Source organism: Rossellomorea aquimaris, assembly GCF_001877785.1.
Taxonomy (GTDB): domain Bacteria; phylum Bacillota; class Bacilli; order Bacillales; family Bacillaceae_B; genus Rossellomorea; species Rossellomorea aquimaris_A.
This window is the reverse complement of record NZ_MINN01000085.1, coordinates 247,179-267,141: the sequence shown is the minus strand read 5'-3', so window position 1 is coordinate 267,141 and position 19,963 is coordinate 247,179. Positions and strand designations below refer to the sequence as shown.

General features: G+C 43.9%; 17 protein-coding genes. 2 read left to right on the top strand and 15 right to left on the bottom strand.

Annotated elements, in window-relative coordinates; translation table 11 throughout:
- Positions 1 to 189: 189 nt before the first annotated feature.
- The gene (locus BHE18_RS11260) at positions 190 to 1,215 is read right to left on the bottom strand and encodes a DUF2515 family protein (protein WP_071618659.1); all 1,026 of its coding nucleotides are present in this window, start codon (positions 1,213 to 1,215) and stop codon (positions 190 to 192) included.
- A gap of 108 nt (positions 1,216 to 1,323) precedes the next feature.
- Between BHE18_RS11260 and recU the strand changes: the two genes are divergently transcribed.
- Positions 1,324 to 1,926 carry a Holliday junction resolvase RecU gene (recU, locus tag BHE18_RS11255; RefSeq protein ID WP_071618658.1) on the top strand — a complete coding sequence of 201 codons (603 nt, stop codon included), beginning with the start codon at positions 1,324 to 1,326 and terminating at the stop codon, positions 1,924 to 1,926.
- A 103-nt stretch (positions 1,927 to 2,029) separates the two neighbouring features.
- Positions 2,030 to 4,771 (top strand): transglycosylase domain-containing protein, encoded by a 2,742-nt coding sequence (locus tag BHE18_RS11250; RefSeq protein ID WP_071618657.1) that lies wholly within the window; start codon positions 2,030 to 2,032, stop codon positions 4,769 to 4,771.
- A gap of 37 nt (positions 4,772 to 4,808) precedes the next feature.
- Here the strand turns inward: BHE18_RS11250 and BHE18_RS11245 are convergent, their stop codons facing one another.
- From BHE18_RS11245 to BHE18_RS11175, 14 genes are all read right to left on the bottom strand, one after another.
- The gene (locus BHE18_RS11245; RefSeq protein ID WP_071618656.1) at positions 4,809 to 5,330 is read right to left on the bottom strand and encodes a YpoC family protein; all 522 of its coding nucleotides are present in this window, start codon (positions 5,328 to 5,330) and stop codon (positions 4,809 to 4,811) included.
- Positions 5,327 to 5,983, bottom strand: a complete 657-nt coding sequence (gene nth, locus BHE18_RS11240; RefSeq protein WP_071618655.1) for an endonuclease III — start codon at positions 5,981 to 5,983, stop codon at positions 5,327 to 5,329. Before nth ends, BHE18_RS11245 begins: the two co-directional genes overlap by 4 nt.
- A 113-nt stretch (positions 5,984 to 6,096) precedes the next feature.
- Complete coding sequence (locus BHE18_RS11235) at positions 6,097 to 6,804, bottom strand: DnaD domain-containing protein (protein WP_071618654.1); 708 nt, start codon at positions 6,802 to 6,804, stop codon at positions 6,097 to 6,099.
- A gap of 343 nt (positions 6,805 to 7,147) precedes the next feature.
- Positions 7,148 to 8,440, bottom strand: a complete 1,293-nt coding sequence (asnS, locus tag BHE18_RS11230; RefSeq protein ID WP_171910699.1) for an asparagine--tRNA ligase — start codon at positions 8,438 to 8,440, stop codon at positions 7,148 to 7,150.
- A 506-nt stretch (positions 8,441 to 8,946) separates the two neighbouring features.
- Positions 8,947 to 10,137 (bottom strand): pyridoxal phosphate-dependent aminotransferase, encoded by a 1,191-nt coding sequence (locus tag BHE18_RS11225; RefSeq protein WP_071618653.1) that lies wholly within the window; start codon positions 10,135 to 10,137, stop codon positions 8,947 to 8,949.
- 20 nt (positions 10,138 to 10,157) lie between these two features.
- Entirely contained in the window at positions 10,158 to 10,634 is a 477-nt protein-coding gene (locus BHE18_RS11220) for a cell wall elongation regulator TseB-like domain-containing protein (RefSeq protein WP_071618652.1), read from the bottom strand.
- A 12-nt stretch (positions 10,635 to 10,646) separates the two neighbouring features.
- Positions 10,647 to 10,817 carry a YpmA family protein gene (locus BHE18_RS11215; protein ID WP_071618651.1) on the bottom strand — a complete coding sequence of 57 codons (171 nt, stop codon included), beginning with the start codon at positions 10,815 to 10,817 and terminating at the stop codon, positions 10,647 to 10,649.
- 180 nt (positions 10,818 to 10,997) lie between these two features.
- Positions 10,998 to 11,843 carry a hypothetical protein gene (locus tag BHE18_RS11210; protein ID WP_071618650.1) on the bottom strand — a complete coding sequence of 282 codons (846 nt, stop codon included), beginning with the start codon at positions 11,841 to 11,843 and terminating at the stop codon, positions 10,998 to 11,000.
- A gap of 145 nt (positions 11,844 to 11,988) precedes the next feature.
- Entirely contained in the window at positions 11,989 to 14,781 is a 2,793-nt protein-coding gene (gene dinG, locus BHE18_RS11205; protein ID WP_071618649.1) for an ATP-dependent DNA helicase DinG, read from the bottom strand.
- A gap of 627 nt (positions 14,782 to 15,408) precedes the next feature.
- The gene (gene panD / locus BHE18_RS11195) at positions 15,409 to 15,795 is read right to left on the bottom strand and encodes an aspartate 1-decarboxylase (protein ID WP_071618648.1); all 387 of its coding nucleotides are present in this window, start codon (positions 15,793 to 15,795) and stop codon (positions 15,409 to 15,411) included.
- Positions 15,780 to 16,640 (bottom strand): pantoate--beta-alanine ligase, encoded by an 861-nt coding sequence (panC, locus tag BHE18_RS11190; protein WP_440480391.1) that lies wholly within the window; start codon positions 16,638 to 16,640, stop codon positions 15,780 to 15,782. Before panC ends, panD begins: the two co-directional genes overlap by 16 nt.
- A 14-nt stretch (positions 16,641 to 16,654) precedes the next feature.
- On the bottom strand, positions 16,655 to 17,494 hold the full coding sequence (gene panB / locus BHE18_RS11185) for a 3-methyl-2-oxobutanoate hydroxymethyltransferase (RefSeq protein ID WP_071618646.1): 840 nt from the start codon (positions 17,492 to 17,494) through the stop codon (positions 16,655 to 16,657).
- Between the two features lie 306 nt (positions 17,495 to 17,800).
- Entirely contained in the window at positions 17,801 to 18,781 is a 981-nt protein-coding gene (locus tag BHE18_RS11180) for a biotin--[acetyl-CoA-carboxylase] ligase (RefSeq protein WP_083573718.1), read from the bottom strand.
- Complete coding sequence (locus BHE18_RS11175; RefSeq protein WP_071618644.1) at positions 18,757 to 19,956, bottom strand: CCA tRNA nucleotidyltransferase; 1,200 nt, start codon at positions 19,954 to 19,956, stop codon at positions 18,757 to 18,759. The genes BHE18_RS11180 and BHE18_RS11175 overlap by 25 nt, the downstream gene beginning before the upstream one ends.
- Between the last annotated feature and the right edge of the window lie 7 nt (positions 19,957 to 19,963).

The window sequence follows — 19,963 nt, the reverse complement described above, 5'->3', positions numbered from 1 at the left end:
CAAATAATAACAGCGGAGGTGTTCTTATGAAAACACAAAATAACAAAAACACAAAACAGCCTGCTGAAACCAACCAGCATCAAACAAAAGCATCAAAAGGCAACCCAAAACTGGAAGGCGAAAACAGACCTTCTACTTAACAAAATGCAAAGGCGGCTCGTTCAGCCTTTCATATGAAAAACTGCCGGTTCAATAATTGCCCGCAGTTTTTTTCTTTTTCATTAACAAGGATTTCAGACGCGCCACCTTCTTCATTTGTCCTTGTTTCCGGAAGAACCATTTTGTCATGAGCGGTTCCTCAGGCAGTTCAGCCTTCCTATACCATGAATTCTTCACCTTAGCGGCGCTTGACCAGTCTTCCGTGATGTCCCAATGGTGATTGACGTTATCATACACATCCTTCAGCGCGGGGGTATTTGTCCTCGCAAGTTCAGGTGCACAAAAACCCTCATAATCCCTCCTTGATCCCGTTGGATTTACATTGATGGCAAAATCATAAAAAGCTGGATGGTATTTTTCATGAAACAATATTCGATAAAGGATATTCCCCAATGTAATACGATCATCCACATTCCTGAAATCATGCACACTTGCCCCGAAGAGATCGCCGTTCCTGTTCGGAAACACGACAGAGCAAAAGTGGAGATGGTCCTCAATGAAGAACAAGCCCGACCGGAACACCTTCTCTTTGTATACGGGATGCTCGATCACCGGCTTCTGTATAAGGTTCTGCTCATTAATAATTTGAGATTGCACAAGTTTCGCCCCATCCCTGTGCTTCCAAAATTGTTCCCATTCTTTCTGGATAAATTCAGACACATGAAATTCCTTTAAAAGATGAAACATTTTCACTTCATTCAACGTCGAATAATGATAGATAAGAAGTTGAGGGAATGCATCCTGAAAAATTGCCCAATTGGCTCTTTCATATGTCATAAAGAGACTTTTCCTGGTTTCGGGATTCAGCAGCGCCTTAAACGTCCTTCCTTCTAAATCGGTCATATTCCATCCTGCGTTCCTTGAGACCATCGAAGCTAGAAACGCCCACTCGATTTCGGGGTGGTGAAGGAAAAAGCTTTGATAAGCGATGGTTCTTGTAATATTATCTTGATTGTAATGATCAACCATTCCCTGTAGAAATTTAACCCAGTCTTGATCACGTTTAAATTCTGATATATAGGGTAAAAAGCGATAGGTATTATTGAATTCATCCATTTAACATTATTCTCCTTTAGTCATATCTTAAGGAATTTGTAATCAATTATTCACACAAATTGGAGTGGTTTCTGTTATGATATAGTTTAGTCTGCGAGGTGTATTCCCATGAAATTCCATTATCCCAATGGAAAAAAATATACTGAATCGAAATCAGCCGTTAATAAACCGAAAGTCAAACAGGTTTCCTACAGTAACCGCGGGATGACACTGGAAGAAGATATTAATGAAACCAACCAATATTACTTGGTCCACAAATCAGCCGTCATCCATAAAAAACCCACTCCGGTACAAATAGTGGATGTCCATTATCCGGCGAGGAGTGCAGCTGTAATCAAGGAAGCTTACTTCAAGCAGCCGTCAACCACCGATTATAACGGTGTTTATAAAGGCAGATACATTGATTTTGAAGCGAAGGAAACAAAAAACAAAACCTCCTTCCCGCTCCAAAACTTTCATGAACATCAAATCATCCATATGGACAGTGTTCATGAACAGGACGGCATAACCTTCGTATTGCTTCGGTTTTCACTGTCGGAAGAAGTATATTTACTCCCTTTCCAACCATTGAAAGTCTATTGGGACCGTATGAAGAACGGAGGCAGGAAATCAATCAGGAAAGAAGAAATCGAAGAAAGCGGGTTCAGGATCCCATTGGGGCTGCATCCCAGGGTTGATTATTTAAAAATAGTCCATCAGTTATATTTTTAGATACACCAAAATGAGATAATCTATAGTTTATCTCATTATAGGTAGTAGAAATAAAATCTTAGACAATACTAAAAAGACAGAAGATTGAAAGCGAGGAAACAAAATGGCTGGTCAATATAAGTCAAGAGAAGAGAAGCGTCTAGCCCAGCAGAAGTCTAAACCGAAGAAAACAAAAAAAGGCTCTATGGTGAAACGTGTAATCATTTCATTATTTATTATAGGCATCATCGGCATGTTAGCTGGTGCAGGATTATTTGCATATTACGCATCCAGTGCTCCAAAGCTGGATGAAAAATTGCTTAAAGACCCGGTTGCATCTGAAATCTATGATATGAACGGCGAGTTGATCACAACTGTCGGGAAAGAAAACAGGGAATATGCTAACTTCGATGAGATTCCACAAGTCATGCAGGATGCAGTCCTCGCGACTGAGGATAACCGCTTCTATAAGCATAATGGAATCGACCTGATCCGCCTTGGGGGTGCTGTCATTGCGAATGTCACCGGGGGATTTGGTTCGGAAGGTGCCTCCACCATTACCCAGCAGGTGATCAAGGGTTCATTTCTGAGTCCCGATAAGACCCTGAAAAGAAAGGCCCAGGAAGCATGGCTTGCCCTTAAACTCGAGCAGGAATACACTAAGGAAGAAATCTTCGAGATGTATTTCAATAAGGTCTACATGTCCGGAGGAATACACGGCATGGCGACAGCAGCAGACTATTACTATGGCAAAGAGATCAAGGATATCAAGCTCCACGAAGCAGCTTTGATCGCTGGACTGCCTCAAAGTCCAAACAATTACAACCCGTTCAAACATCCTGAAAAGGCTGAAAAGAGAAGGAATATTGTGCTGTCCCTCATGGCCCAGCACGGTAAGATCAGTGAAAAAGAAAAAGAGGAAGCCCAAAAGATCCCGATCACTAAAGGATTGGTTTCCGAAGAAGAATTGGCAGCGGAAAATGGAAATAAATATCCCGCCTATGTAGATGCAGTTATCGATGAAGTCGAAAAAATGGGAGATTTCAATTTATTCTCGGATGGATTGAAAGTCTATACTACCCTGGATACAAATGCTCAAAAGCGTGTTGAGCAGATCCTTGCGGGTGAAGCGATCGATTTCGCCTATCCTGACCAGGCAGATGCTCTCATGCAGGCCGGCATTACCCTGATGGATACACAAACCGGGGAGATCCGCGCAATCGGCGGCGGCAGAAATACTGAAGAGTCAGTTCAGCGCGGCTTTAATTATGCCGTAGATACGAAACGCCAGCCCGGCTCGACAATCAAGCCGCTGCTTGATTACGGCCCGGCAGTCGAAAACCTGAAATGGTCGACATACCACATCCTCAAGGATGAGCCATATAAATACTCAAACGGCGCTGAAATCAACAACTATGACATGCAGCACAAAGGTGCCATCACGATGAGGGAAGCTTTATGGGATTCACGAAACGTGACGGCCCTCAAAGCATTCCAGGAAGTAGGACCGGAAAAAGCAGAGGAATTCGTGAACGGTCTCGGCCTTGATTTCGAGCATTACTATGAATCAGCATCGATCGGTGCCGTTTCACCAGGAATGAACTCTGTACAGATGGCCGGTGCATACGCAGCTTTCGGAAATGAAGGTGTATACAACAAGCCTCATGCAGTTAAAAAAGTTGTCCTCCGCGATGGTGAAACAGAAATCAAGCATGATGATAAACCGGAACCTGCGATGAAAGATTATACAGCCTATATGATTTCAGATATGCTGAAGAGTGTCATCGATCATCCACGAGGCACGGGTGCCCATGCAAAAGTCCCTGGCCTTCCGATGGCAGGGAAATCCGGTACAACCAACTATGATCAGAAAACGCGTGAAGCTAACAGCATTCCTAAATCACATGCACCTGATTCTTGGTTTGTCGGTTATACAACCAATTATACTGCAGCAGTATGGACTGGATTTGATCAACAGAATAAATATTCATTAAGTCCGTCAGACCGACACATTGCACAGTATATCGTCAAAGACTTGATGGGCTATGTTCATGAAGGTGTCGACACAGCCGACTTCAAGAAACCTGACAGTGTTGTGGAAGTACAGGTGGAAGAAGGAAGCAATCCGGCAAGACTGCCTAGTGACTACACGCCTGATGATAAGATCATCACGGAGCTTTTTGTAAAAGGAACCGAGCCGACAAAGGTTTCAAAAGAATACGATAAACTTGATGCTCCGAAAGGCCTGAAAGGGAAATACAATAAAAAAGATAAGACGATCACCCTTGCATGGGATTATGATAAGAAGAAAAAAGACGGCGTAACATTTGAAGTTTCAGTATTGATTAATGGTGCTGACAAACAAACGCTCACAACAACAGATAAAAACGGCCTGAACGTGGAAAACATCACATCCTCCGGCACATTCACTTTCGAAGTGGTTGCCGTCAAAGGTGACGAGCGAAGCGACCCCGCAACCGTGGATGTAAACGTGAAGGGCGAAAAAGAAGATGAAAAAGAAAATGAAGACGGCCAGGGTAATCAAGATGGCCAAGGTAACGAAAATGGCCAGGGTAACGGTCAAGATAACAATGGAGATGGAAACGGAAATGACCAAGGCGATGACGGCAGCACCGGTGACGAAGGAGACAATCCTCCTTCAGAAGATGACGGTACTGGTGGAGATGGTACTGGCAACGGTGAAGGCGGAACCGGTGAAGGAACCGGTGAAGGAGACGGCACAGGTACCGGCGACGGTGGAACCGGTGAAGGAGACGGAACCGGCGGGGGAACTGGAACCGACGGCGGAACTGGAACCGACGGCGGGGATAATACCGAATCCTCCCCTGGCTTATTCAATCAATAGAAATAAAGAAAGGCAGCACGGGAATCTCCCGGCTGCCTTATTTTTTGTTCTTATTTGAATGGTACATCGCCCTGTCCTTCGCAAACTGCTTATGCTGTTCCTGGAACAATCCTGCCAGCTGCACATAGGAATGATAAAGGCGGGGATTGTCCCTGATGAATGATAGTCTCTCTTCAATATTAACCGGTTTAAGAGAGAGATCTTCCATTTGCCTCTTCCATTCGTTTAATACAACAGGCTGGGAATTACTCCAAAACAGGATCATATAAAATAAAGCAATGCCTCTTTTCATGAAAAGCCGTTCAGAGCCATCTCGCAGCGTAAACCGTTCCTTGATGACATCTTGTACTTCATTCCAGGCGGCCAATATCTCCCTGACTGCCTGTTCCTCTGTTTCCCAAGGGAAATCGTTCCCTTCTCCCCCATTGTAAAATAGAATTTCCTGTGCAAAGAAGTTCCCCTCTTCCATATATCGCTCAGGGCAGACAGACACTTCTTTTTTCTCGAAAAAAAAGGAATCGGTCAGCTGGTCAGGGATGTTCAGGCGAACGACTGTCATATCTTTTCCTTCTTCTTCATCCGCTTCTGGCCTTCACGGCATAAGTCAAGAAGCGGGCAAATATCACATTGGGGGGATTGTGCCTTGCAATGATATCTTCCGAAGAAAATTAAGCGATGGTGAGTTTCAGACCATTCATCTCTTGGGATTTTTCTCATCAATGTTTTTTCGACTTCGAGAACACTGTCCTTCCATCTGCAGATACCAAGTCTTTTACTAACCCTCTCAACGTGAGTATCGACTGCAAGCGCGGGTTCCCCAAAGGCTACAGACACCACCACATTGGCGGTCTTCCTCCCTACTCCAGGAAGTTTGACCAGTTCAGAGTGTTCTTTTGGAACTTCACCGCCATATTCCGTAAGAAGTATTTCACATAATTTCTGAATGTTCTTCGCTTTATTGCGGTAAAGTCCAATGGAACGAATGTCCTGCTGCAGTTCTTCCAGTGTGACCCCCAGATAATCCTGTGGTGTCTTGTATTTTTCAAATAGCCCCTTCGTTACTTTATTCACTAATGCATCTGTGCATTGAGCGGAAAGCAGTACTGCAATCACTAACTCGAAAGGATTTTCATGCCGTAGTTCGCAATGCGCGTCGGGAAACATTTTTTTCATTTCATCCAGGCATATTTGTATCTGTTTTTTGTTCAGCACTTTTATCTTCTCCTCACTCTAATACTGATTACTTCTCTATATGTATTTTTATTTAGTATACACTGATAAAGGGACTGTCCCAAATTTCGGGTGCAGTCCCTTTGTATCATTCATTATTGTTCCAGCCAATTATAGAAAGGAACCGATTTCCTCTTTGGTGCAGAAGCGTCATTTTGAGCCTGCGGTTTCTGATGCATCCTGAACTTTTGACTTTGATTACGGGCATCTTCTATCGTTTTGACACCGTTTTTCTTCCACTCGAATAGAATCCGGTCAATGTATCTGAAATTCAGCTTACCGGAAATGACCGCTTCCCGGAGCGCAGCCTTGATGATCGTGGAATTATGTTCATCCTGGTCGAGCCACATACTGAGCGACTCACATTCAAGCGGTGAAAGCGGACGCCCGAATTCCTGCTCGAAAATCGAATAAATGTCAGCCTCTTCTTCCATTGACTTTTGCATCTGTTGCATCTTCGAAGTTTGGATGACAAAATCAGCAAGCTTCTCCCATAAAGGAACAAGCGAGTATCTTTCGAATAAGATCCCGTCCGGTGAAGCACCTTGATCGATCGTCAGGAACTGCTGCTGTATCAGTTTTCTTAAGATGGAGGAACAGTATTCCGCAGAAATACTCATATGTTCAGAAAGTTCCTCTGGTGTTGGAAAGCTGTTTCCTTTTTCGATTTGTCCGTAGATGTGAAGAAGAAGGACAAATTCGGATTCATTTAATCCGAGGGTATGATAATTAGATAGTAGTAATTGCGGGATATTCAGTGTCCCCTCTTCGATCCAGGACACCATTAGTTGTTTATAATCCATATACGGCACACCTCACCTTTTAGTATATCATGCTTATTATCTATGTCGATATGGATGTGTTCAGAAGAATTATTTAACACTTTAGGTACATTGAATACCGCTTTTGATTTCCGTGCAGGACTCCGCTTTCCGCGGGTAGCCCGTGAGCCTCCTCGTCACTTCGTTCCTGCGGGGTCTCACATTAGCTACTTTTCCCGCAGGAGTCTGCGTCCTTCACTCCAATCAAAAGCTGGATACAAATCAAATCCATGTTAAATATTTGTCATTCATGAATAAACGGCAAAAGAGAAAAAGCTGACTATAATCTGCATTTCTGCAAATAAAGTCAGCTCACATTTATACTTTATGGGTATAGACGGTTCAGGAGGCGTGGGAATGGGATTGTTTCTCTTACGTGTTCCACTCCGCTGATCCATGCGACTGTACGTTCAAGTCCCAGACCGAATCCTGAATGCGGGACAGAGCCGTATTCCCGCAGTTCCAGATACCATTTATATGCATCTGTCGCCAATTCATGTTCTTCAATGCGCTTTTTCATTAGTTCTGCATCGTGGATCCTTTCAGAACCTCCGATGATTTCCCCATATCCTTCAGGCGCGATAAGGTCTGCACAAAGCACTACATCGTCACGATCCGGGTCGGGCTGCATATAGAACGGCTTCAAGGATGTCGGGTAATGGGTAATGAATACAGGTTTATCATATGTTTCAGCAATCGCTGTCTCATGCGGTGCCCCGAAATCATCTCCCCATTCGATATCTTCGAATCCTTTTTCGTGCAATAACTTGACCGCGTCATCATAAGTGATTCTTGGGAATGGTGCTTTGATTTGTTCCAATTTGGACGTATCCCTTCCCAAACGGTCCAACTCAAGCTTACAGTTTTCAAGGACAGATTGGACGATATAAGAAACATATTGCTCCTGAACTTCCAGATTGTCTTTAAAATCATAGAAAGCCATTTCAGGTTCGATCATCCAGAACTCGATAAGATGACGGCGCGTTTTGGATTTTTCAGCCCTGAATGTCGGCCCGAAAGAAAATACTTTTCCGAGTGCCATGGCAGCTGCTTCCATATATAGTTGTCCACTTTGAGAAAGATAGGCATCTTCGTCAAAGTACTTGGTTGCAAACAATTCTGTAGTTCCTTCAGGAGCACTGCCTGTAAGGATTGGCGGATCGACTTTTACAAACCCCTCTTGATTGAAGAATTCATATGTAGCCCGGATGATTTCATTACGGATTTTCATGACCGCATGCTGCTTGCGGGAACGCAGCCACAAATGACGGTGGTCCATAAGGAATTCAGTTCCGTGCTCTTTCGGTGTAATTGGATAATCCACCGCTTCGTGGATGACTTCCACCGATTTCACCTGTAATTCATAACCAAAAGGTGAACGAGAATCTTCAGATACCACTCCTGTGACATATAAAGACGTTTCCTGTGTCAGCGATTTTGCTTTTTGAAAAATTTCTTCTTCCACTTCGCTCTTGACTACGACTCCCTGAATGAACCCTGTACCATCACGAAGCTGAAGGAATGCAATTTTACCACTTGAACGTTTATTGGCAAGCCAGGCACCGATCGTAACCTCTTCACCAACAAACTTACTTACTTGAGAAATTATTGTTTTCACGATTTTTCCCTCCAAAAAAACTAAGACGCTATATGTATCGTACTATATTATACAGTTCGAGTCGCTTTGTCGCAATAGATAGAAAAGCAGAGGCGGATCGATCAGAGGCGACGTGCATAAGTCAGGGCATCCTTAAAGGCGTTTTTTGCCTTTTTGGATGGCATGGCTTATGTCTCGAGCCTCTAGCCGCCGGAGCTGGACAGTAGAAAAGCGGAGGCGGCTCGATCAGCCGCGACAAGCATAAGATGAATGGGCCGGGAAGGCGTCTTTTTGCCTTCTCGGACCATTTAGCTTATGACCTCGAGGGGCTAGCCGCCGGAGCTGGACAAATAGAAAAGCGGAGGCGGATCGATCAGAGGCGACGTGCATAAGTCAGGGCATCCTTAAAGGCGTTTTTTGCCTTTTTGGATGGCATGTGGCTTATGACATGTGCCTCAAAGCCCTGCAGCTGGACAATACTAAATAATATAAGGGCAGAACGTGAAATACGACCTGCCCCAAGTGTGTTATTGACTTTTCTTTACAACGAATTCATGTATTCTTTCGATTGCCTGCTCCATGGACTCCAGGCTGGTTGCATAGGATAGGCGGATATTATCCTCAGAACCAAACCCAGATCCCGGGATGACGGCAACTTTTGCTTCCTCTAGTAGTGCTTGAACAAAAATATCAACACTTTCATAACCCGTGAGGCGTGCTGCTTCTTTTACATTCGGGAACAGATAAAAAGCGCCTTGAGGCTTGATACAGTCGAAGCCCGGGATATTGTTCAGCTTCTCGAAGACAATATTCAATCGCTCTTCGAATGATTTCCTCATGTTCTCAACAGGCTGCTGATCCCCCGTATATGCTGCCACGGCACCATATTGGGAAGTGGTCGTCGGGTTCGATGTAGAATGGCTTGCCAGATTCGTCATTGCCTTGATGACTGTTTCATTCCCTGCAGCATAACCGATTCTCCAGCCTGTCATCGAATGCGATTTTGAAACACCATTGATGATGATAGTCTGATTCTTGAGTTCTTCGGAAATCTCTGCAATGGAAGTGTGAGTATTTCCGTCATAAACGAGCTTCTCGTAGATTTCATCGGAAACGATGAGAATATTTCTTTCTAAACAGATTTGACCGATCGCCTTCAACTCTTCATCAGAATAGATCATGCCTGTTGGATTGCTTGGGGAGTTGATGATGACCGCTTTTGTTCTTTCCGTAATGGACTGTGACAATTGCTCAGGAGTAATTTTATAGGAGTTTTCCTGTTTTCCTTCCACAATGACAGGGTTTCCTCCTGCAAGCTTAACCTGTTCAGGGTAACTTACCCAATAAGGAGTTGGAATGATTACTTCATCCCCATCGTCCAACAATACTTGAAATAAAGTGTAAAGTGCATGCTTCGCACCGCTTGTCACGATGATTTCGGAAGGTTTGTAAGTCAGGTTCTGATCTTGTTTGAATTTGCTTATAACGGCTTCTTTCAACTGGGGGGTACCGCCAGAAGGCGTATATTTTGTATGTCCTTCAATCAGTGAATCATATGCAGCCTGGATGATGTGCTTCGGTGTGTTAAAGTCAGGTTCACCAGCTCCCAATCCGATTACATCGATACCCAGGGCTTTCATTTCCTTCGCTTTCGCTGTAATTGCCAAGGTAGTAGAAGGTGTTAATGCACTCACTCTTTTCGCTAAAGATACTTTCATCGATGGGTTCCTCCAATAACTTATAGGTTTTCTATCTTTTTCCACCATTCCCCGTTAGAGAATAGAAGATAAAAATAGTTTAAATTTTTCTGTTTATCCAAGTAGGTGATCTCCCATACCGGACCTACGGATTCATGACCTAATCGTACGGATAAGATTTCTTCAGGCTGCTTTTCATCTTTTAGTTTATTAATTGCCTGTTCTTTCGAAATACCATCAGCCCATTTTCTGACGATTATTTCTCCTTTTTTCTCAGGAACGAATGCAACCGATTTTTCACCATTTTTATCTTCTCCGGTGACCACGGTGTAAGATTTTGCTCCGTGATAAATCGTTTTTTTCTCGATTTCTTTCATTGCTGTCTCATTCAGTACCCGTTTGGACGCTTCATCAAATTCTTTCTCTACCGGCCCTCTGGCACTGTGATAGAGAAGAATGGACGCAATACCGGTAAGAATGACCGCTGCAGTGATAATAATTGTAATCCACTTTTTCATTTACAACCCTCATTATGTACGATAAATGGTCAGTACAGCCTGACTTTGATCTTCGGGATCCAGGGCCAGACCAAACATGTAATCATCTTTTTTTAATGTCCTGTTTAAGGCATCCACTACTTTATATAAATCGTCTGTGTACGAAATCTTGACCGTGGAAAGAATTTCAATTTTGCTCTCCAATACATTACCCTCCTTCTATACATCAGCCGCTTCCCAGGATGTTTTGTGCATAGCTGTCCTGATATCTCTATTCCTTACTAAACACTACTGACATTATAACAACATTCCCGCCGGATATGGTAGACAGAAACGCAAAAAACTTTATCCCTATAGTTTTTTCATCGAAAGCTGATGCTGTGATCAGCTTCCATCGGGCTGTTCTTTGAATGCTCCGTCATCTTGTTCAAAGGTAAGTACTTCATAATTACTTTTGTTGAATTTTATCGTGATTAAGCCGTGCTGGCCAGTAAGGTAGAGGTCAATCCACGCCTCATTGATTGCCTCAAGGAGGTCACCATTCAGCAATTTCTCTTTCGAACGATACAGAAGTGCAGTCTGGGGATCGATATGCTTGATCAGCGGGTCTGATATGCATTCTGTCTTTGAATGGAGCGGTATCTTGACAATGTTCACATTTTTTAAAGGTTTGCTCATGAATACGCCTTCTGCATGCTTGGACTGTGAACTCAGCCAAAGGAAGCGGTGATTGAAGAAAGTAAGCGAGAAATCAAGTCCTTCCTGTTTTTCATTGCCGTCGTGGATGACTTCCAAGTCCAGTTCTGGAGATAACCGATGAATATCCCCTTCATTCAAAATCTTCAACCCTGCCGTTTCAGCCTTCAAAAGCGGTTCGGAAAAGGAGGCTCCTGCCATGATTTCAGCAATTGAATATTTCTTCCTGAGTTTTAGAAGTGTATCCTCATATATTTCAGCTTCCTCCGTGATGATGACCGCTTTTATTTCATTAATGTTGATTTGATCCAGATAGTAGTACAGTTCTCTCACTTGGCTGCGGGGACCGGTGTTGATCAAATAATTGTCACCGGCAGCTAGGTGAAGGACCGCCACCTCTCCGCTCTTTAAAGGAAGGAAGCTGATTGCGTATTCATTTTCTGCCAGGTTAAGGTTCAATTCCGGTACTTTTATTCCGTAAATGGGCTGTGAAAAGAAAAGAAACAGCAGTAGTGCGAATATTACCCCTTTCATAATCCATGCCTCCAGTTTTCATCTATCCTCTATTTTGTGTTAAAGGATGGAATTTAACCAGAACGGGGGTACTGGAAGAAGAAAAACAATATAAAAAAAGACGAACCGGCTTTTCCTTAAAAAGGGCGGGTTCGTCTCCGTTTTTTTACAGCCAATCTTCTATCAGCTCAATCAAATCGAATAGATCTCCTTCTTTTACATTCATGGAAGGGATTGATTCTATAAAAGCATTGCCGTATCGGGTCGTTTTAATACGGCGGTCATACACAATGATGACGCCTCTGTCACTGCTTCTTCTTATCAACCTTCCCACACCCTGCTTGAAGCGGATGATCGCTTCAGGCAGTGAATGAGTTGAGAAAGGGTTTTTCCCATGTGCTTTAAGAAGTTCAGATTTAGCCTGGGTCACAGGTTCGTCCGGCGGTGAAAATGGAAGTCTCACCAGTGCAAGGCACGAAAGATCTTCCCCGGGGATATCCACCCCTTCCCAGAAAGAACTTGTGCCGAACAGGATCGCTTTATCGAAGCGCTGGAAATTTTTCGTCAGCCTCGTCCTGCTCCCCGAAGTGATTCCCTGTGCCATAAGGATATAATCTTCAAGCAAGCCGCTTTCCTTCATTAGTTCATACGTTTTTCTCAGCATATCATATGAAGTAAAAAGAATGAGCATTCTGCCTTTAGTAGCCTCGGCCACTCCAATTAAATGAGAACTGATGGATTCGATATACTCTTCATTTGAAACTTGCTGAATCTCAGGTACATCATTCGGTATAAATAGTGTGGCTGACCCGGCATAATCAAAGGGGGAAGAAAGTTTAAGCTGTTTAATTTCTTCCCTGTTAAGTCCTATTTCATTCAAGAAGTAATGGAATGAATCACTGACAGTCAATGTCGCAGAAGTCAGTACAATACTCTTCTTTTTTGTAAAAAGCTCTTCCTTTAAATTCCGGGCCACTGCGACAGGCTGGGCCTGAATAATTAGGCTGTTCGGCAGCGAGCGGGTATCTCCGTCGAGCCATAATACATAATCCATCATTTCTTTAAGGAACACCGTGCGGAAATGTTGATGAAGATCATCCCACTCGACTAAAAAGCTGTAAAACTCTTCAACCAGCGCTTTTTCGCTGTCTTTTAGTTTTATCTTTTTCTTTTTTATTGAATCGAGGATATCCTGAAATTCCCTTTCAATCGTCTTCATCCCTGAAATGACCCGTTCCATCGCCATATGGACAGGCTGCCAGTTCCTGCTTCTTTTCATCTCATCTGATATTCTCAGCTGTATTTTCTGTGCGCCTGTTCTTTTCTTGGCATGTTTGACAAAAACATTCGCAAGGACGGACATAGCTTCTTCCAGATCCTGATAAAATTGGTGCACAAGCGCATCAATTTCAAATGAGTAAAGATTTCCTTCTATTTCATATTCATTCATAAGGCTGGATAATCGTTTGAATAATTGATTCTGTTCAAGAGACCCGAGCTGTGAAGTCGTGAATTTAATGGAGAGATAATCCAACACGATCCCCAAATGCTGTCTGGCCGATTTCTCCAAATGATGTGCTTCGTCGATGACTAAATAATCAAAGGAGGGAATCAGATTACCCTTATTGATGATATCCGAAAGCAGCATCGAGTGGTTTGTGATGATAATATCAGCTGTCTGGGCACGTTTTCGCGCAGACAGATAGAAGTCTTTCGACACCCAGGGATCTTTGCTGTGCGGGAGGTGCCACCCGTCATACCGCAGCCTGTTCCAAAACAACTGACCCCCGGAGGTAAGATTCAATTCATCTACATCGCCGGTTTCAGTCCCCGTCAGCCATACCAGGATCTGCATCTTTGTCAGTACAACGTCATATTGGGGATCCACTTCCCTGAGTGACTGTTCGAATTTGAATAAATTTATGTAGTGATTCTTCCCTTTCAACAATACTGTCTGAAACGTGAATGGACTGATTGTTTCGAGAAGCTTGATTTCCTTTTGCAACAATTGTTCCTGCAGCTGGGTGGTAAAAGTACTGATCACCACTCTTTCACCAGACTGTTTGGCAAAATGCAGCGCCGGCCATAAGTATCCCAGTGATTTTCCGACTCCTGTCCCAGCTTCAATCACAAGATGCTTTCCTTCAGCGAATGATTGCCTCACTTCATCCATCATCTGGATTTGTACATCTCTTTTCTCATAGGAGGAAACATGGGTTGCCATGCTTTTCGTAATATCAAAATCAATTTTATCCACATTATCGGAACCTTGGTCAGGTTCACTTTTCTTACGAAGGGCAATCCCCCTGTATACCTCAAGTCCATGTTCGAGATCCTCGACATGCCTTTGCTTGTGGGAAACGATCTCATCAAACAGTAAAGACAAGTCACTTTTAAGATGCACGGAGAGCATTTGAAGCTTCTCCAGGGTCACCAGCGGCAGCCCGTGAAGTTCCTTTATAAAATGAAGCAGGATCTCAGCCGTTACATAGGCATCGCTGTCAGCCTGATGCGGTCTGACATGGCTCAATGACAGTGTATTTGAAAGCTCTGTAAGCTTGAAGCTGTCAGCTGAAGGCATGGCAATTTTGGCCAGTTCAACTGTATCAAAAGCAGGGCCTGCAAAAGGGTTATAGCCCGCCTCTTCAAGTTCTGCCTGTAAAAAAGAAAGATCGAATGTTACATTGTGAGCGACAAACACACCGTTATCCAATATTTCCAGAATTTTAGGTGCAATCTCATCAAACGAGGGTGCACCGCTGACCATTTCATCATTTATTCCCGTAAGCTCCTCTATGAATGGAGGAATGGGCTTGCCGGGGGAAACGAATGAGGTGAATTGATCCGTGATCTTTCCGTTTTCGATGATGACTGCTGAAATCTGTATAATTTTTTCTCCTTTGCGGGGAGAGTTCCCTGTTGTTTCCAGATCTACTACAACTAATTTGAATGGTAACATGTTATCTCACTGCCTTTATATTTCCATCTTCGTTCTTGCTCTATGATTTCTAGATAAGTGTACCACAATTCATTTCAGAAGGCTCATGATCTCATGATGGGTAAATCATTTAACAAATGAGTCCTAGATAAAATAGATAAAGCTACACCTCAAGTTAAACAATAAGGATGTAGATCTTATTACCGCTAATGATTTCCGTGCAGGACTTCGCTTTCCGCGGCTAGCCCGTGAGCCTCCTCGGCAAGCCTGCGGGGTCTCACATAAGCTACTCTTCCCGCAGGAGTCTTCGTCCTGCACTCCAATCAACCGCTGGAATCGGTATTGAATAGTAATAAACATAGACAACTCCATTCTGAAAAATGGCGGTTAGCACCAATGAAATTTGAGTAGAAAATTGAGAATAGGACTCGAAGACGAAAAGTAAAACCGAATGAAGGTTAAACTGGAAAACGTTCGAACTTACATCAAACAGCCTTAAAAACGATAGAGTAAACTACTCTTCCATTAGGTACTGACTCATTACCTTAACGTGTCTTTGAACACAAAAAACGAACTAACTTGAAGTCTTAAATTCAAATTAGTTCGTTTTACTAAAACTCAAACATTCTTGTCCGGGCCTATTCTAGTTTATGAATATACCGTCGCTTCGGGTTCGGTGCCGATCATATCAACGATTTGGTTGTTTTCGTTCATGATCGCCACTTTCGGGACATGGCTTTTCACTTGTTCTTCTGCTATCAGTTTGTAGGAAATGATGATGACGACATCCCCTTTTTGGACGAGCCTGGCCGCCGCTCCGTTCAAGCATATGACACCGCTTCCCCTTTCCCCCGGTATGATGTAAGTCTCAAGTCTTGCCCCATTGTTGTTATTGACGATCTGGACTTTTTCATTTGCTATCATATCTACTTCATCAAGGATATCCTGATCGATCGTGATGCTGCCTACATAATCCAGGTTTGCCTCTGTCACACGTGCTCTGTGAATTTTACCATTCATCATTGTTCTAAACATGCTGAATTCCCCTTTTCATCCAATGAAATGATGATGTTATCAATTAACCTTGCTTTCTCGAATTGTACTGCCACTGCCATGATCACTTCTCCTGACATTTCATTTACAGGGACGAGTTGTGGAAAAGAATATGCCTCCACATACTCCACCTCTCCGGAAGTCTCATTTTGAATGGTGTCCCTGACCTTTGAAACGACAGCGTCCAAATCCATTTTTTCGGATTCTATCATCTTCCCAGCTTCTTTAAGACTCTTATAAAGCACGGGGGCTTCTTTTCGTTCTTTTTCGGACAGATACACATTGCGCGAACTCTTTGCCAGTCCGTCTTCTTCCCGGACCGTAGGGACCCTTACAATCTGCACAGGGAAGAAGTAATCGTCAACCATACCTTCCACTACCGCAATCTGCTGGGCATCCTTCAGGCCGAAATAGGCTCTTGTCGGCTGCACTAAATGAAACAGCTTCGCCAATATGGTGACGACTCCGTCAAAGTGACCCTCCCGTTTCTTTCCGCAAAGCACATCAATGCGCTTATGCACGGTCATGGTGACGGATAATTCATCAGGGTACATCTCTTTAGCGTCGGGAATGAATAAGATATCGACGCCTGCATTTTCTGCGAGTTCCCGGTCACGGTCAATATCTCTCGGATACCGATCGAAATCTTCGTCCGGACCGAACTGCAATGGATTTACAAAAATGCTCATGACCACAATCTCATTTTGTTTTCGAGCCTCATCTGCCAGAGTGAGGTGGCCTTCGTGGAGGAATCCCATCGTTGGTACAAAACCGATCGAGACGCCTGAGTCTTTATGCTTTTGAATTTCATGGCGCAGTATATTCATGCTTGTAATGATCTTCACTTTTTACTACCCCCGTAAAGCATTTGCAATTCTTCTTCTTTCATTGTGAAAGAATGCTGTTCTTCAGGGAAGGATCCTCCCTTTACATCTTCTATATAGTTAACGATGCTGGCATTGATCGTTTCAGTAACGTTGCTGTATTGTTTGACAAACTTCGGAACCCTTCCGACACCATAAGTGATAAGATCATGAAAGACCAGAACCTGGCCGTCCGTGCCGCTTCCTGCACCGATACCGATTACAGGGATGCCGACTGCATCTGTTACCTCTTTTGCAAGCTGTCTGGGTACACATTCAAGGACAATGGAGAATGCCCCGGCCTCTTCGCACTTTTTCGCATCTTCAAGAAGCATCTGAGCTGTATGGGCGGTCTTGCCCTGCACTTTGTATCCCCCCAGGACACCTACGGATTGAGGGGTCAATCCTAAATGTGCCATGACAGGTATTCCAGCCTCCGTCATCGCTTTGATCCTCTCGATCACGACCCCTGCACCTTCTACCTTGACGGCATTCGCACCGCTATCCTGGAGGATACGAGCCGCAGTCCGCAATGTTTCCTCCCTGGAAAGATGATAAGTCATAAAAGGCATATCCGTGACAATGAACGTGCGGGACGCCCCTCTTCTCACAGCTTTCGTATGATGGATCATATCTTCAACGGTGACAGGAACCGTTGAATCATAACCTAAAACCACCATCCCGAGGGAGTCACCGACCAAAAGCAGATCGATGCCTGCTTCTTCAGCCAGCTTCGCACTTGGATAATCATAAGCCGTCAGCATCGTGAGCTTCTCATTTTCCCGTTTCATTTTTGAAAAATCAGTTGTCTGTTTCATTTTCTTCCTCCTTCTTTGCAGTCAGAGGTGACGAAACAAATATGAATGCACTTACATAATCGTATAAGGCCGTTTCAGCCTAATAAAAAAACCTCCTGAAAATGACAGAAGGATCCCAAGTGTCTAAATATTTGTTGTTTCGACCCTCTGTCCCAGTCCAATTTGGATCAAGGCAGATATTATTCAGTATTGAGATTCTTGCTCTTGTAAGGGTGCAGTTCTTTCGATACTGCCCACTCAAAATTATAACATAAAAAAACGGGATGGATATGAAGATATTTCTTCACTCATCCCGTATAATGACCATTAAATATTCACTTCGATATCCGCTGAATAGATTCTGTGTATGGTACCTTCGCCATCTTCTATTTTCAATACGCCTTCTTCAGTGATGCCTAGAGCCGTTCCTTCGATTGTACCGTTGATCGTGCGTGCCCTGATCCTTTTTCCAATCGAGACGGCATAGCTTTCCCACAGAAGTTTGATTGGTATGAAACCTTCCTTCATATAGAGGGAATACAATGATTCCATTTTTTCGAGGACTGTCTGCACCAGTTTAGACCTGGAGATCCTGGTCCCTTTTTCGATTGATAATGACGTGGCAATCTGGCGGATTTCATCAGGAAAATGATCAATCGAATGATTCACATTCATCCCGATACCGATGATGATGGAATTGATTTTGTCAGACTCAGCCTGCAGCTCAGTCAGGATACCGGTAACTTTCTTCCCATCTATCAGTATATCATTCGGCCACTTGATCTGGGGCTGGAGCCCCGTCACATCTTCAATTGCCTGCACTACTGCCACTGCAGTGATCAATGTGAATTGCGGTGCTTTTTGCGGCGGGAGATGGGGTTTCATGATCAGACTCATCCAAATGCCATTCCCGGATGAAGAATGCCATTCACGCATGAGACGTCCCCTCCCGGCAGTTTGTTCATCCGCGATGACAAGTGTACCTTCCACCGCTCCGCTGCCCGCTAAATCGTGTGCAATCTTTTGGGTGCTGGGCACCGATTCCTCATAATGGATGACTTGTCCCAAAGTCTTGGTATTAAGGCCCAGGCGGATCTTGTTTTCGGTGACACTGTCTGGTGTATCAATGATCCGATAGCCTTTTTTCCTGACAGCCTCCAATTTAAATCCTTCTTTTCTCAATTCTTCGATGTGTTTCCAAATTGCGGTTCGGGAACAACCTGCAATTTCAGCCAGCGCCTGGCCCGATAGAAATTCGCCATTGGATTCTGAAAATGCCTGAATCAGTTTTTTTCTGATGGATTGCATGTTTCCAGCCACCTCCTTATCGTATCATGATCATTTGTTATTTCTTCATTCAGTATTGCCTTTTCGATGCCCTCAAGAGTTTCCTTGACCCATGGACCGCCGGCTTTCCCGGACCAATTCATAAGGTCATTTCCTGTGACATTCAGTTCCTTGCGATCCTTTATAGGAAGTGCTTCATATTTTTCCAGTAATGATTCAATGGGTGAATTCGAAGAAAGAATGCAGTTGTATACTTTTTCAACATTGACTGCCCTTTCCAAACCTGAATGAAAGAGCAGCTCCCTCGTCCAGCCTTCTTTCATTCTTCTGGATAAAATATCCTTTTCCTTATTGCGTTCCTTAATCACCTTGGAAGGAAGCCTCCACATTTTCAAGAAAACAGAAGGATCTGCATCCATGCTAGCTGTTAAAAGCAGCCACATTTGATCGGCATTTAATCTTTTCACCAATGGAAGACGTGCTATTTTCCGGATGGCTTCAGATTCACCAGAAAGACCCGGCAGTTGTTTATATAGAGTGGATTGGATAAGAATCTCGAACGCTTTATCCCTGTAATGCCCGCTGATGGTCTTTTCGAATTCAATCGTCTTCCGCTCGATGGCGATATGGGACAGCAGATTCGAGTATGCCGTCAATGCCTCCCGGGTACCTGCTTCAAGCTCAAAACCAAGCTGGCTTACAAAACGGACACCCCTCAGCATCCGTAAGGCATCCTCGGAGAACCTTTCTGCAGGCTCTCCCACTGTCCTGATCAATTTCTGTTTGATATCGCCGCGGCCATCAAATGGGTCATATATGACACCCTCTGCATCCATAGCCATACTGTTCATGGTGAAATCCCTTCGCATGAGATCATCTTCAAGTGACCGGATGAATTCGACTCTATCAGGCCGCCTGAAATCATCATACCCGGATTCAGTCCTGAATGTGGTGATTTCGTATTCACCTTCCTTCTCGATGACCAATACCGTCCCGTGCTCGATACCGATATCGGCGGTGCGGGGGAAGATTGATTTTATTTCCTCTGGAAAAGCCGATGTTGCAATGTCCACATCATTGATCTGCCTGCCGAGAAGGTAATCCCTTACGGACCCTCCTACGAAAAAAGCCTGATAGCCCGCCTGTTCAATTTTCTTTAAAAGGGGGATCGCATCCTGAAACATCTTCGGGAGCATGTTAACA